The following is a 15,270-nucleotide window of genomic DNA, read 5'->3' as shown; positions in this document are numbered from 1 at the left end:
TGCTAATCCTTTTATTTAAGCTTTTTGATACGCTCAGTCTGACTGATCACGTCGGTTAAACGAATACCGAACTTGTCATTAACAACAACCACTTCACCGTGGGCGATTAAGGTGCCATTAACCATCACATCCAGTGGTTCCCCAGCAACACGGTCGAGTTCAACAACCGAGCCTTGGTTTAGCTGCAGTAGATTACGGATATTGATAAAGCTGCGACCTACTTCCATCGAAATAGTGACAGGAATATCCATAATCGCGTCAAGTTTTGACGCTTCCTCTTCGCTTAGTGGAGCGGCATCGCTGCTAAATTCATCTAGCTCTACAGCTTGTGCTTCTTCAATTGCCTGCTCAGCCATTGCTGCAGCCCAGTCATCGCCTGTATCTGTACTCATTTACTTATCACCTTATATATCAGAACGTTCGCGTGGTTTGCCTTTATGGGTCACCAACTGCAGTTCCGACTTAACCGTTTCTGGCCTTTGTATTTGTTCACAAATCTTTAATGCAAGATTCTCTTTAGTTTTCCCCATCTTACAACGATAAGTGGGAAGATCTTCAACTTTCAAAATAATATGTTCAGGCAGCTCAACAGGGATCACATCTCCAGCCTTGAACTCAAGCACATCACGCAATGTCACCTGGTGCTCCACAACAGTCGCGTCGATACCAACATCAACATCCATGATCTCGTCACGCAGAGCCTGCGACCAACGCATATCAGTATCTTGCGTGTCACTTTGTACACCAGCATCGAGTAACTCTCGAATAGGCTCAATCATGGAGTACGGCATCGTAATATGGAAATCACCACCGCCGCCATCGACTTCGATATGGAATGAACTCACCACGACAACTTCGGTTGGGCTAACGATATTCGCCATTGCGGGGTTAACTTCAGAGTCGAGATAATCGAACTCAACATCCATCACTGGTGCCCAAGCTTCTTTATAATCTTCAAAGATAATTTTAAGCAGTAGTTGCACAATTCTGCGCTCAGTAGGGGTAAACTCTCGCCCTTCAATCTTTGCGTGAAAACGTCCATCACCACCAAAAAAGTTATCGACAAGGATAAAAACGAGCCTTGCTTCCATGGTGATAAGCGCGGTGCCTTTTAACGGGCTAAAGCGCACCATATTTAAGCTTGTCGGTACAAAAAGAGTGTGGACGTACTCACCGAACTTGAGCATTTGTACGCCATTAATCGACACTTCAGCCGCGCGGCGCATCATGTTAAACATACTAATACGCAAGTGGCGAGCGAAACGCTCGTTAACGATCTCCAGCGTTGGCATTCGGCCACGCACAATACGGTCTTGCGAAGAGAAGTCATAAGAACGAGCATCAAGCTCACCGTCCTCAATCATATCCTCTTCGACGTCATCTACACCGTGTAGTAGCGCATCAATTTCGTCTTGGCTTAATAAATCACTCACGATATTGCCTTTGCCTATATAAAAACGTTTGGTTTACAAAAAGAGCCGTGTAAATTTACTGCATCACAAAGCCGGTAAATAATACTTTTTCAACGACTTTACGACCAATAATCGGTTGCAGCGTATTTTGCACGTTGAGTAATGCTAAAAGTCGCAATTCATCTTTGCCCGCTAAGGTACTGAGTTTTTGCACATCCGCGCCACTAAAAGTGGTTAATAACGCATCTTCAATTAATGGGATGTGCTTTTTAATCAATACATCATCATCTTTACCACGTACCATTAGCTGAACCTTGATCTCAACGAGTCGAGTTCGGCCATTACCAGGCAAGTTAAACAGAAATGGTCGTGGCATTGCCGCGTAAAAGGCTTCCCTTTTATCCGATACTTGCTCTTCGGCAACAACCTCTCCATTGCTAGTTTGATCTGCAGTCTCATCGCCACTTAATAGCAACCACAGTGTTACTGCGATGATAACAATAAGTACTGCTGCAATGCTGCCAAATAAAATTAACTTCTTCTTACTTTTAGGCTTGTCACTGACTTCAAGCTCTAATGATTCTTCTTCTGCCATCTGCTTTCCCTAACTGGACTTCTATGCACTTGCTTAACTCGGTCAACGTCACAAGTTAAGCCAAGTTTTTAACTGTGCTATAGGTTACCTGCTTATGCGTAATAATCTATACCTGAAGCAGAACTTGTTGCTTGATTTGCGCCAACAATCAGCTCTTCTGCTGAAATTTCATCCATTTCAGCGCTACTATTGCCCCCGCTGTCTCTATCACCTTGGAATGATTGGTCATTACCTCTGTCACCTTGTGATACTTGGCCATCGGTCAATTGCATACCTTGTTCGGCCAGCATTTCACGTAATCTAGGCATTGCTTGTTCAACGAGATCTCGAGTTTGATGTTGGCTGACTTGAAATTGCACTTGAGTGGTATCACCTTGAACTTGGATCCGTACCATCATACTGCCAAGCTCTGCAGGATCGAGTCTGATCTCAGCATGTTGCACCCCTTGACTAACCATAGTCAGCAACTGCTGCTTCATTACTGGAGAAAATCGCTGGATCATCTCCTGCATTTGAGAAGCTTGATCAGCGTGTTGTTTCAGCGCCAGCTGGATCTGCTGTGGTTCAACTCGGGTTAAACTCTGCTGAATTTGCAAATTATGCGCTTGCAGGCCCGATACTGTCTTAATATCTTGGGTAGAAACCTCTTCATTGCCGCTAGCAAGATTCGCTTCCAACCCCATTTGAATCGGGGTCAATCTCACTGACAACTCGGCGCCTTTAAGCTGCTCTGCCGCCATACTATTGGCTGTATTCGCCAGTTTTCCATTATTGCTATTCTCTATATCAGCTCGCTTTGCAACCGCTTCTGTAGTGCTTGTTGCAGCAGCCGCTGCTGTTTGAATGGCAGCTTCTTTGCCTAGAATATCGCGACTTTCCGCTTTGGTGCTCGGATCGATTGCTTGCTGTGTTAATGCCTCAGTCGTAGCGCCATTACTTGTTTGTTTAGAACCGTTTAGATTGCTGTTGTTCACTTCTAAACCACTAGAAGTATTCGCTTTATTTGTAGAAGTGTTATGCCCATCTGCAGAGTTCATTATTGCTGCATTTGCCGCTGGTACGATGGCATATTGCGCTAATAGCTTACCATCGGCATCTAAAATATGACTTTGTGCTAGTAACGCTTCAAGTTCCGCCTGCGGCATTTCAGTTAATGCTTGTTCGGATATGCCAGTTTGTAAGCTTAGTGCTTGTAAGATCTCATCAGATAACTCAGTGGTTATGTCTGAGTCACTGTTATCAGTTTCTTCGGCGCTAGCTTTCGATATCGCAAGCTCTGCATTAGTGTCATCGCCTAACGGCAACTCTTCGCCGTCAGCGGCAATCACTGAGTCAGTATTCGCATCAGCGCTGACAGGAAAGTTGTTGGCAAGGTTAATTTGAGCCAGTACCTGATTAACATCATCACTGTTTGACTCTTCATTACTGTTGGCGTTTTTCAAGTCGCCTTGTTTTACTTTATCCGCCGCGGTCGTGGTTGATGCAGCGTTTCCATCTATTTTATTTTGCTCAGCCGTAACGCCCTCTTTGCTGGCCTTTTCAAGTGCCACAGAGAAATTATCACCTTCAGCGCTCAGTTCAGGTTTTGCGCTAGCGGTCTTTTTAGCACTGGCGGCATCGGCACTACTGAGTAATATATTGGTCATCTGCTGCATAACTTCTCCGTCAGCGTCCCATCAAAGCAAAATAGATCGTTTAGTTGAGTAATTAGCGTCAAAATATCGGCTTAAATGCCCGCTTAAATTACTTATTATCTACTTAAAAGCAATTATGATGCCAACAAAGCCGTGGATATTGAACAGTTTGAAAGCTATCGGGATAAACCTAGCGACGGGACTTACGGTAAAACTGCTGTGAGGCAAACTCATCAACCATTTTCTGCTCTCTGCGTTGTTCAGCCAACTGCGCTTTTTCGGCTTTATTCGCCAGTAAAAGCTCTACGGCTTTGCGCTTTTGCTGTTTTTCTTGCCAGTGAGCTTGGCGATGTTGCTGTTGGGTGTTTGCTTCTTGAACGGAATTGACTTGCTGCACAATGGCATCGTCGACCTGACGTACAAATTGATGAAACTGATGATAGTAACTGGCGCTGATATTTTTACCTTGCTGCTGCTCCATCTGTTTCATGTAATCTAACCGATAGTCTTGCAACGCCTTTAGCTGGCTTTGTCTGCGCTGTAACTCTAATTGAGCGGCACGAAGTTGCAGTGAGGCTTGTTCTTCTGCCTCTTGATTTAGTTTAAGAACGGTAAACAGCGGATCGACTTTAGCCATGACTTAGTTTATACCTGACATTGTGCGCCCAACTGACTCAACATAAGCGTACTACTGTCAAAGGTAATAGCATCTTTCATCGTTTGGCGTAAAAACGCATTCATAGCGGGCTGTAGGCGAATTGCATTGTCAATTCGAGGATCGCTACCTTGGGTATAAGCACCAATAGAGATAAGGTCTTTGTTCTGTTGATAAAGCGAATATACCTGCTTGACTCGACGCATCGCCTCTAAGTGTTCTGTCGTTATCACCATCGGCGCGACACGACTAATGGATGCTTCGATATCAATCGCCGGGTAGTGACCTGAATCGGCCAGCGAACGGGAAAGAACGATATGGCCGTCAAGGATTGCACGCGATGCATCAGCGATGGGATCTTGTAGATCATCCCCTTCTGTCAGAACCGTGTAAAAAGCAGTTATCGAGCCCTGTTTACCACCGCCATTACCCGCCCTTTCCACCAGCTTAGGTAATTTGGCAAATACTGATGGCGGATAGCCTTTAGTTGCAGGTGGTTCACCGACTGCCAGCGCTATTTCGCGCTGCGCCTGAGCGTAGCGGGTTAAGCTATCCATCAGTAGCAGCACGCTGTAACCCATGTCGCGAAAATACTCTGCGATTCGCGTCGATGTTTCACAGGCGCGCAGTCGCATTAATGGTGAGGTATCAGCAGGCGCTGCAACAACGACCGAGCGGGCGCGGCCTTCGGGGCCTAAAATCTCTTCAATAAACTCTTTAACTTCACGGCCACGCTCTCCCACTAATCCCACCACAATAATGTCAGCGGTAGTGCCGCGGGTCATCATACCTAACAGCACACTTTTACCGACTCCTGAACCGGCAAACAAGCCCATTCGCTGACCTTTGCCTACGGTCAACATTGAGTTAATGGCGCGTACACCAACATCGAGCGGTTCACTAATGGCGCGTCGTGCTAAGGGGTTTATTGCAGGAGCGTGAGTCGGTGCTTTTTGGTCTGTTTGCAGATTGCCTAAGCCATCAATCGGCAGGCCACTGCCGTCAAGTACTCGGCCTAATAAAGCCAGTCCAACACTTAAACCTGACTGTTGTCCTAGTGGGGTAACTTTTGCCCCTGGCAGCACGCCACTAAGCTCTTCAATTGGCATTAAGTAAAGCAGCTCATCATCAAAGCCTATCACCTCGGCGACAAGCTCACCAGACATGGTTTCGATAGAGCAAAGACTGCCAACTGAAGCGCGGCAGCCGGTGGCTTCTAGCGTTAAACCTACCACACGAACTAGCTGTCCACTGGCTTCGGCCACAAAAGGGTTAATCTTATTGTGGTGCTGCGCGAGTTTACTGCGCAGTCGGTGTTGGCGTGTTGGCATGTTCACCTTCGGCGACTGGGACGGGTTCTTGAGTTTGCTGCTGTTGTTGTGTCTCCATTGCTGGAGCCGAATTAGACTCTGCACTCTCAACAGCAACTTGCTTACTCGCTCTGTGATTAAGTAGCGTTTCCTCTTGCTGCTCTTTTTGCTGCAATAGATCTTGCTGAGTTTTTTCTAACTCAAAAAAGACATGTTGAATGCGAGTATCGACTGTCATATCGATATGACTGCGGCCGCTGCTAATAATACAGTCGCCAGCGGATAAGCTTGGATCGGCTTCGATATCCCAGCGGTTTTTTTCTAATTGCGCTGCACTATAGAGCCCGCTAATCAATGCTTCGTCATCAGGCGTCACTCTGATATTCACTTGTTGCTGTTTAATCGGCAGCGAGTCTACACCTTGGCGCAGTGCACTTAATATATGTTCAGGGTGTGTTTTAAGCTCGTGACCGATAACGGCTTTAGCGAGACTCATAGAGGTGGAGAGTAATTCTTTCTCAATTTCGGTATCGAGAATGCTCAGCGGTTGCTCAAATTGCTCAAGTAATGCTTCAAAGCGTTGTAACATCTCGGCGGCGGCTTGTAGCCCTGCTTCATGCCCCTGTTCTTTTCCTTGCTCAAATCCTTCGCTATGGCCTTGCTCTAGCCCTGCTAAACGACCTTTTTCAAGCCCCTCAGCATGTCCTGCCTCTTGTCCTTGAACAAAGCCTTCGCGCTCTGCATCGGCACGAATATCTTCGATTTCGGTCAATGTGGGCGGTAAAATCGTTTCAGCTTCGCCTTCATCATCAATGTCGATGCTTGAGCCATGTCGACCAAACATGTTCAGCGATGAAGCATCTACCGCTTGGCTAATATCGGGCAGATCCCAGTGACCAAACTCATCAGTGGTATTAACCGTTGCCCCTTTGGGCTCTTTTGGGTCAGCCATTATAAGAACTCTTCACCGCCACCACCACCGAGCATCAACTCGCCACTTTCACTCAATCGGCGTGCTATCGATAAGATCTCTTTTTGCGCCACTTCAACTTCGCTGATCCTAATGGGTCCCATCGCTTCTAAATCATCACGCAGCAATTCAGCCGCCCGTTTAGACATATTACCAAGGAGCTTCTCTTTGAGTTGATCATCAGTGCCTTTTAGCGCCTTCATTAGTACATCTTGCTGCACTTCTCGAAGCAGCACTTGAATACCCATGTCGTCAACATCACTTAAGTTCTCAAACACAAACATAAGGTCTTGGATCTGCTGCGCCATCTCTTCATCAGACTCTCGCATCGTTTCCATTAGATGACTTTCAACGCCAGTATCGAGGTAGTTCATGATATTTGCCGCCGCTTTGAGGCCGCCCATCTTCGCCGCTTGTGCGCCGCCTTGACCAGCAAACTGTTTCTCCATGATATCGTTGAGCTCTTGCAGTGCTGCTGGCTGCACCTCTTCAAGATTAGCAATTCGCATCATCAGATCTAAGCGAGTATTTTCTGGGAACTGAGCGAAAATTTCTGCGGCTTGATCGGGTTCTAAATAGGATAAAACAATAGTCTGGATCTGCGGATGTTCATTTTGAATGATAGTGGCAACTTGACGGGCATCCATCCACTTAAGGGAGTCGAGGCCTTTCGCTCCACTGCCCATGATGATCTGTTCAATCAGGTTACCCGCTTTATCTTCGCCTAACGCAGCAGTCAAAGCCTTACGAACGAACTCTTCGCTATTAAAACCGATAGAGGAGTATTTTTGAATATCGTCCAAAAATAGCTTATGCACCCCGATGACCTTTTCTTGGCCAAAGTCCTGCATTGCAGCCATTGCCATACCGACCTTCTGCACCTGTTTTGGCTCCAGGTGTTTCAATATAGAAGCGGCATCACTCTCGCTCAAGCTCAGCAACAATATGGCTGTTTTCTCGATACCGTTTAAATCTTCTGGCTTAAACCCAGGTACAGGTGTTACTGCTTGCCCCTCTATGGGAGTATTATTTGTCATCTTCAATTAACCAATTTTTCACGACTTGAGTCGATAGTTCAGGTTCATTCGCGACAATCGCGCGGATGGCTTTAATCATGTCATCATCTTTATGCAAGTCAGGAATTAAAATCGAGCCGTCATCGGCATAACTGTATTCGGCTTCAGGGCGCTCTAACATACCTAAGGTATCAGCAGCATATTGGTCTTCAATCTCAGCCAGTTCATCGCCCATTTTCGGCTCTTCTGGCAGTTTAGCGCTATCTGGGTAAACAATACGCTTAAGCATTGGACTGATGATAAACATCACTATCGCTAATGCAACTAAGGTACCTAAGCCTAATTTTACCGCACGCCAAAACCAAGGTTGTTCCCACATTTCTGGTGCTGGCGCATCTTCTATTAACTGATCCATAAACGGCACTGTGACAACTTCAATCATGTCACCGCGTTGAGTGTTAAAACCAACGGCACCTTCGAGTAAACGGCGAATGTTTGCCAGCTCTTGCTCGGTGCGAGGGACGCGCGTTACGCTGCCATCTTCGGCCGCAGGCGCATTTTTGAAATCAACAGCGACCGATACGCTGACACGTCTTAATGTGCCTACTTGCTGACGAGTGTGACTGATAGTGGTATCAAGTTCAAAGTTGCGCGTGGCTTCTTTATGGCTGCTACCACTGCTAACAGACGTTGTTTCTGTACCTACTTCTTCAGGGATATCAGAGTTCATCGGTGGCTGATTAGACAATGCCCCCGGGATCCCGCCAGTGGTCCCACCATTCGAATTATTTTCAACAACCATCTCACTGCGCAGTGCCGGTAAGTCTGGATTGTAACGCTTAGCGGTTTGCTCTACTGCAGTAAAGTCCATGCTAACGTCGACTTGCGAGGTAAAGTTTTCAGGGCCTAGAATCGGCATCAAAATTGACTCTACCTTGTTACGGTATTCTGATTCTTTCTGTTGAACAATTTCCAGCTCACGACGAGCAATCGCTGACACGCCATCTTGGCTGCCTGAATTTAATAGACGACCATTTGAATCAGTGACGGTGACTTTATTCGGCTCTAGATTGTGAACCGCAGATGCGACGATATCGACTATCGAATCGACCTCTTCTTGGCCAAGACCACCACGGCGAGTGTTAACAACTACTGTAGCGCTTGGTTTAGAGCGATTTCGAGCAAACACATTTTCTTTTGGCAAGGCTAAGATGACTTTGGCGCGGCTAACACTTTTAAGCTCTTCAATAGCACGAGCAAGGTTCTGCTCCTGACTGTGTTTAAGGCGAGCTTGCTCCATACGCTGGCTAACACCAAAACCACTGTCTTTACTTAAATAGTCATCATTGGCAGCAGCTTGATCTAAACCGGCGCGGCTTAGCATCATTTTTACATCTTGATATTTATCTTCAGGGACTTTTACCACATCGCCTTGGATCTGGTATTTAATTTTATTTTTATCGAGTTCATCGAGTACTTGAACCATCTCTTGCGTACTCATTTGTCCTAAAGGACGGTATTCAGGCTCTTGTGCCCAAATCATCACAAAAACAGCTAATGCTAAACAGATAGCCAAGGCTAATATCATGGTCACTTGGCGTAACATGTCGATATTGCCAATCGATCCCATCACACCTGGCTTATGTTCCTCTTGAACGCCACTAGACTGCCCTGCAGCAGCGATATTTGAACCTGTTCCTACGACCATTTCTGTACTCACAATTGCTACCTGCTGTTAGGGCCTAAACAGGCATACTCATAATGTCTTTATAAGCTTCTACGAGCTTATTTCTTACTTGCACGGTTGCTTCAAAAGCAACGCTCGATTTTTCACGCGCGATAACCGTATCAGATAATGTCACTGTGGTATCGCCCATATCAAGGCGAGTGGCTAAATTAGATGCATTTGACTGAAGTTCGCTCACATTTCCAACAGCTTGAGAGAGAAGTTGACCAAAATCAGCGCCTGAAGTGTTGTTCACTTGGCGGGCAACACTTGTTTGAGTGCCTTGAGTACCGATTTGACCGTTAAGTGACTGCATCTCTTGCAGTAAAGAATTAGCGCCGATTTGCATAACTATCTCCCAATGTCGTTTTCTTGACGAAAATCTTAATTGAACTAGATAAAGCAGAAATCGTGCCAGAATGTTGAAAGCAGGAAAAGCAGGTTCTAGGGGCTAGCAAGATGAAGCAATCTTAGACGTATCAGCTTAAAGTACGCGGCTACGTCACTACGGAACGCTTCGCTTTCGGTAAAAACTAATAATGAGAAAAGCGACGGCATAAATACCGACCTACTTAAAAAGAAGGTTCTAGGTTCGAGTATTAGTGGTTTTAGGTGCTAGGGACTAGCAAGACGAGACAATCTTAGACGTATCAGCTTAAAGTACGCGGCTACGTCACTACGGAGCGCTTCGCTTCCGGTAAAAACTAAAAAAGAGAAAAACGACGGCATAAATGCCGACCTACTTAAAAAGAAGATTCTAGGTTCGAGTATTAGTGGTTTTAGGTGCTAGGGACTAGCAAGACGAGACAATCTTAGACGTATCAGCTTAAAGTACGCGGCTACGTCACTACGGAGCGCTTCGCTTCCGGTAAAAACTAAAAAAGAGCAAAGCGACGGCATAAATGCCGACCTACTTAAAAAGAAGATTCTATGCCCGAGTGTTAGCGGTTCTAGACTCTAGGCTCGAGTATTAGCCGTTCTAGGTTCTGCATGATAACCCATGCACAAATGCATACTCCTAGCTTTGCTCCTAGAAGCGTAGTGCCCTAGTATCTACCAGACCGAAGGCCACTCTCGAAGCGTAGCGACCTAGTATCTACAAGACCGAAGGCCACTCTCGAAGCGTAGCGACCTTGTTCAGTAATTAAGCTGGTATTTCAATCCCAGAGTCACGCATTTTAGCCATTTTATAGCGTAATGTGCGGGCACTGATCCCCAACTTTTCGGCCACGTCTTTACGACTGCCGTTGCACTGGCTTAGTGTCTCTAAAATGATCACATGTTCCTGCGCTTTAAGTTCATTCCCTAAGCCGTCAAGCTCATTGCTCTTAGTCTCCTCTTCTTCCGAGTTAACCTCCGCAGTTAATGAGATATCGCAAGAATCGATAATAATGTCAGCAATGGTTATTTCAGTCCCGACACTCAATATAAGTGCTCGCTGTACCACATTATCAAGTTCTCGAACGTTACCAGGCCAGCGGTGTGTCAATAGTCGCCGGGAGGCACATTCTGCCAACTCAGGGACTTCAGTTCTGTTCATCGCCGTTGCATGGCGACTAATTAAGTGTCTTGCCAAAGGTAAAATATCAGCTGGACGCTGATTCAGCGCAGGCCATGTTAACGGGAAAACATTAATTCGATAGTAAAGGTCTTCTCTGAATTCGCCAGCCTCAGCCATCGCTTTTAGATCTCGGTTAGAGGTTGCTAGTACCCGCACATTCAATTTAATGGTTTTGCGTCCGCCTAAACGCTCAACTTCACGCTCTTGCAGTACTCGCAGTAACTTAGCTTGCAGACCCACTTCCATCTCAGAAATTTCATCCAGCAGTAACGTACCGCCTTGTGCCTGCTCAAACTTTCCGGGGCAAGCTTGATATGCGCCGGTAAACGCCCCTTTCTCGTAGCCAAACAAAGTCGCTTCCAGCATATTTTCTGGAATTGCCGCACAGTTAATTGCGACAAATGGCTCTGTCGCACGCTGACTGTGTTGATGTATATAGCGAGCTAATACCTCTTTACCACTACCACTTGGGCCCATGATCATCACCGACGCATCAGATACTGCAACTCGCTGCGCTAAAGATAACAGTGCAAGGCTCTTTTCATCAGCCACAACAGGACTGCCTTCTATCGATTTTGCAGGTAGATAACGCGATACTTGATTAAGCAGCACTTCTGGTGAGAATGGTTTAGCTAAATAATCGACTGCGCCCAATTTCATGGCATTGACTGCGTTATCTATGGTCGCGTAGGCCGTCATCAATAGCATAGGTACTTTGGGATGGTACTGCTGCAGGTAATTGAGTAACCCAAGGCCGCCAATCCCCTCCATTTGCACATCGCTTATCACCATGTCAAAGCTGTCATTTTTAAGCGCTAAAATACCCGCTTCAGCCGACTCGACATCAACGCAATCATATTGCGCCAACATTAAGGTATCTAACAATGCTTCTCTTAATGAAGCATCATCTTCAACTAACAGTAATCTTCCTTCAGACATGCTCTACGCTCCAACCACTGTATCAGTGATAACTTGTGCTTTCGCCAATGGGAATTTAAGCGCAGCGGTGCAGCCTTTACCAACATGGCAGCTAAACTGCATCATGCCGCCATGGTTATTTACCACTGACTGCACAACCGCTAATCCGAGCCCTGTTCCCTGCGCTTTAGTGGTAAAGAAAGGTTCAAGCACTTGTTGCTGCATGTCGCTATCTAATCCCTTGCCGTTATCAATCACATCAACATGTAACGCAGTTTCGGTGTCGTAGGTCTTTATAGTAATGGTTGTTGCGCCCGCCTCGATACTGTTGACCACTAAATTATTAATGGCCGAACTCAAAGCTGAATCATTAGCACGTATAGGCTGAGTGGCATGGTTAATAAATTCGAGCTGACAACCTTTTTGAGCAGCGATTGGCAGACAGTTATTCAACACACTGTCTATAACCTCTTCGATACTGACGATGACGTCTAACTCCTGTTGACGGCCTTTCGCCATCAATAGCATGTCATTAACTTGATGTTCGAGCTCATTAAGCCTATCAACCAACTTTCCTTGAAAACGCTGTCTGGCGCTATCCGAAATTTTGGGGCTTGCAAGGTTTGATGCATACAATAATGCTGCACTCAGAGGCGTACGAACTTGATGTGCAAGCGTTGCCACCATTTTTCCTAATGCTGATAATCGTTGCAGATGAGACAAATTCTTTTGTAGTAAACGAGTCTCGGTCAGATCGGTTAATACAATCAGTTGGCCAGGTTCAGGTGTTAATGGCGTTATCGCGAGCTTCACTCGTCGGCCATTACGCAGTGACACTTCATGGCCATCATCATCTTTAGGAGAGAAGGCTTGATTGATCACTTTAAACCAGCGTAGTCCCTCTAAGGGTCCGCCAAGCAGTTCGATGGCAACCGGATTCGCATCTGTCACTATTCCGTCACCATTGATGATCACCACGCCTGATGGCATCGCCTGCAGAATATGCTCCATACGGTTGGACATATTCGCGGCTTGCTGAACATCGACCAATTTGGGACGAGTGCTGGCAAGCGGATCAAAACTTGGCTGGGGAACTGCGGACATAAAGACTCCGTCAAAAAACTGTATATGACGGAGTTAAAGCAGGTTTCATGCCACTTTAAAAAGCAGAGGCTAGATGGCTTATTCAGTCGGCATATATGCCGTCAGGTTAGGTGCTTGTTTTGTAGGTCGGCATTTATGCCGTCAGATTGTATGATTGATTACGTTGTTTGATGGGCTAAAGCCCAACCTACAGGCCATAATGGGCATGACGCTGCAACCTTTTGTAGGTCCGCATATATGCCGTCAGATTGTATGATTGATTACGTTGTTTGATGGGCTAAAGCCCAACCTACAGGCCATAACGGTTATGACGCAGCAATCTTTTGTAGGTCGGCATTTATGCCGTCAGATTGCTGGTCGATTATAATCATTGATGGGCTAAAGCCCAACCTACAGACCATAATGGGCATGACGCTGCAACCTTTTGTAGGTCGGCATTTATGCCGTCAGATTGTGTGATTGATTACGTTGTTTGATGGGCTGAAGCCCAACCTACAGGCCATAACGATTATGACGCTGCTATCTTTTGTAGGTCGGCATTTATGCCGTCAGATTGCTCTTTTCTCGTTTTTACGTTAAGCGAAGCGTTCCGTATGGCTGTAGCCGTGCGTCTAAGACTTTACCGTCTTTGCTAGTACCTAGCGCTTAATACCTACGTTCCTTAAGAACTACACAAAATGAGCGCAAAAAAATGCGACACCAAAAGCGTCGCATTTTTTCTACAGAAAGTATGAGTGGAAGGCTAGTCTTTACCTAAGCCATATTTACGCATTTTCTCTACTAACGTAGTACGGCGAATACCGAGCATTTCAGCAGCACGGGCAACAACATTATCTTGCTGATCCAATGCTTGCCTAATCATGTCAATTTCAAGTTCTGCCAGCAGATCTTTCAAGTTAACCCCTTCAGGCGGCAGTTCACTTGGAAAGCGAGACTCTGGGATATCAATTGGCTCTTCATCGTTAAAGATAGAAGCCAGAGCGTCACGCTCTAATTGCTCTTCACTGATCTCAACGCAATATTCAGGCACATCAATATGGCGATACTTAATCGGTAAATCATTAACGTCTACCAATCCACCTGGGTACAGAATGGTTAAGCGTTCAACGAGATTAGAAAGCTCACGAACATTACCCGACCAAGCGTGCTCTTTTAGCGACTCAATCGCTCTTTGAGTAAAGCGAACTCGCCCACGCCCTTCGTTATAGACACGGCTAACGAGCTCTTGCAACAACAATGGAATATCCTCTTTGCGTTCACACAAAGCAGGCATTTCAATTGGGAATACATTCAAGCGGTAGTAGAGATCTTCTCTAAAATCGCCCTCTTCAATCATGCTTTCAAGGTTACGATGGGTTGCCGCTACCACACGCACGTCTGCAGCAATAGACTTACTGCCACCTACACGTTCAAACATGCGCTCTTGTAATACGCGCAACAGCTTGACCTGCATTTGCAGTGGCATGTCACCTATTTCATCAAGAAACAGCGTGCCTTTTTCAGCGAGTTCGAAACGACCTTTACGTGCACTAATCGCACCAGTAAAAGACCCCTTCTCATGGCCAAATAGTTCACTTTCAAGTAACTCTGGCGGAATAGCGCCACAGTTAACAGGAATAAAAGGGCCGTCACGACGTTCTGAAATATAGTGGATATTACGGGCAACAACCTCTTTACCCGTACCTGACTGGCCCAGTACTAAAACTGTGGCATCAGAGCTGGCAACTTGGCTAATGAGATGGCGCACGTTAGCAACCCCCTCACTGCGGCCGACAAGGCTACGAAACAATTTAGTTTGATTGGCACTCGTTGGCACATCTGCTCGCTTCACTTGGCCATAAACCTGGCAGAAGTGAAGAAGTTCAGTGAGCTGCGGATAATTTAGTGGTTCTTCGATACAGCCAAGAATATTAGACGCTTTAACGTCTGCAACTTCTCCTAACAGCAAAAATGGCTGCCATGGAAGCGCTCCAGCCAAAGACTGGATAAGTTCTTTAGATTGATTTTCAGCAGGTAAAACAATCGCACGAAAGCGCGTTTGCTTAGTATGCAACTCAAGTTTATCGAAACCGATCAACTCGACTTGCTCACCTAAAAATTCAAATACACAAGACAAGCGATTAATTCGCTCTGACTGGTTACCGACAAGTAGAATTCGTTGATCTGTTTGCATCATTCCGAAGGCCGTTAGGCTTATATGTATCAGCGCATTAATTATTAGTGTTGGTTGCTTATTTCAAGCCAGTAGCTTCTCTCAAAGAAATCTTATCAAATTCACTACCAGATTGAATAGTGTATTATCGGCTCGCCATTAGCAAGCCTCTGATGAATATTATGAGAAACCGAAACGTTTTTGCTCAAAAACTCAT

Annotated in this window: 13 protein-coding genes; all 13 read right to left on the bottom strand. The window is 45.9% G+C overall.

The features are described 5' to 3' along the window. Positions 1-11 precede the first annotated feature (11 nt). The 13 genes from fliN to AB4135_RS14825 all read right to left on the bottom strand — a co-directional run bounded on the left by fliN (position 12) and on the right by AB4135_RS14825 (position 15,077). Positions 12-392: a flagellar motor switch protein FliN gene (fliN, locus tag AB4135_RS14885; RefSeq protein ID WP_020911691.1), complete on the bottom strand. Its 381-nt coding sequence runs from the start codon at positions 390-392 to the stop codon at positions 12-14. 12 nt (positions 393-404) lie between these two features. Beyond that, complete coding sequence (fliM, locus tag AB4135_RS14880; protein WP_220737930.1) at positions 405-1,433, bottom strand: flagellar motor switch protein FliM; 1,029 nt, start codon at positions 1,431-1,433, stop codon at positions 405-407. Positions 1,434-1,488: 55 nt separating this feature from the next. Next, positions 1,489-2,007, bottom strand: coding sequence for a flagellar basal body-associated protein FliL (fliL, locus tag AB4135_RS14875; protein ID WP_371994087.1), 519 nt, complete (start codon positions 2,005-2,007; stop codon positions 1,489-1,491). A 92-nt stretch (positions 2,008-2,099) separates the two neighbouring features. Further along, on the bottom strand, positions 2,100-3,662 hold the full coding sequence (locus AB4135_RS14870) for a flagellar hook-length control protein FliK (protein ID WP_371994085.1): 1,563 nt from the start codon (positions 3,660-3,662) through the stop codon (positions 2,100-2,102). Positions 3,663-3,831: 169 nt separating this feature from the next. Continuing rightward, the gene (gene fliJ, locus AB4135_RS14865; protein ID WP_371994083.1) at positions 3,832-4,278 is read right to left on the bottom strand and encodes a flagellar export protein FliJ; all 447 of its coding nucleotides are present in this window, start codon (positions 4,276-4,278) and stop codon (positions 3,832-3,834) included. An 8-nt stretch (positions 4,279-4,286) separates the two neighbouring features. Continuing rightward, the gene (gene fliI / locus AB4135_RS14860) at positions 4,287-5,627 is read right to left on the bottom strand and encodes a flagellar protein export ATPase FliI (RefSeq protein ID WP_371994081.1); all 1,341 of its coding nucleotides are present in this window, start codon (positions 5,625-5,627) and stop codon (positions 4,287-4,289) included. Beyond that, positions 5,596-6,558: a flagellar assembly protein FliH gene (gene fliH / locus AB4135_RS14855; protein WP_371994079.1), complete on the bottom strand. Its 963-nt coding sequence runs from the start codon at positions 6,556-6,558 to the stop codon at positions 5,596-5,598. The genes fliI and fliH overlap by 32 nt, the downstream gene beginning before the upstream one ends. Then, positions 6,558-7,613 (bottom strand): flagellar motor switch protein FliG, encoded by a 1,056-nt coding sequence (gene fliG, locus AB4135_RS14850; RefSeq protein ID WP_371994077.1) that lies wholly within the window; start codon positions 7,611-7,613, stop codon positions 6,558-6,560. The genes fliH and fliG overlap by 1 nt, the downstream gene beginning before the upstream one ends. Next, positions 7,603-9,300 carry a flagellar basal-body MS-ring/collar protein FliF gene (fliF, locus tag AB4135_RS14845; RefSeq protein ID WP_371994116.1) on the bottom strand — a complete coding sequence of 566 codons (1,698 nt, stop codon included), beginning with the start codon at positions 9,298-9,300 and terminating at the stop codon, positions 7,603-7,605. Before fliF ends, fliG begins: the two co-directional genes overlap by 11 nt. 34 nt (positions 9,301-9,334) lie before the next feature. After that, positions 9,335-9,667 carry a flagellar hook-basal body complex protein FliE gene (gene fliE / locus AB4135_RS14840; RefSeq protein WP_220737923.1) on the bottom strand — a complete coding sequence of 111 codons (333 nt, stop codon included), beginning with the start codon at positions 9,665-9,667 and terminating at the stop codon, positions 9,335-9,337. Between the two features lie 795 nt (positions 9,668-10,462). Next, positions 10,463-11,818 carry a sigma-54-dependent transcriptional regulator gene (locus tag AB4135_RS14835; RefSeq protein ID WP_371994075.1) on the bottom strand — a complete coding sequence of 452 codons (1,356 nt, stop codon included), beginning with the start codon at positions 11,816-11,818 and terminating at the stop codon, positions 10,463-10,465. A 3-nt stretch (positions 11,819-11,821) separates the two neighbouring features. Continuing rightward, a complete protein-coding gene (locus AB4135_RS14830) occupies positions 11,822-12,901 on the bottom strand; it encodes a PAS domain-containing sensor histidine kinase (RefSeq protein WP_371994073.1) in 1,080 nt (359 codons plus the stop codon). Positions 12,902-13,643: 742 nt separating this feature from the next. Further along, a complete protein-coding gene (locus AB4135_RS14825) occupies positions 13,644-15,077 on the bottom strand; it encodes a sigma-54-dependent Fis family transcriptional regulator (protein WP_020911679.1) in 1,434 nt (477 codons plus the stop codon). Between the last annotated feature and the right edge of the window lie 193 nt (positions 15,078-15,270).

Source organism: Shewanella sp. 10N.286.54.B9 (genome assembly GCF_041468565.1).
Classification (GTDB): domain Bacteria; phylum Pseudomonadota; class Gammaproteobacteria; order Enterobacterales; family Shewanellaceae; genus Shewanella.
The sequence above is the reverse complement of the archived record's forward strand: the minus strand, read 5'-3'. Positions and strand labels throughout refer to the sequence as shown.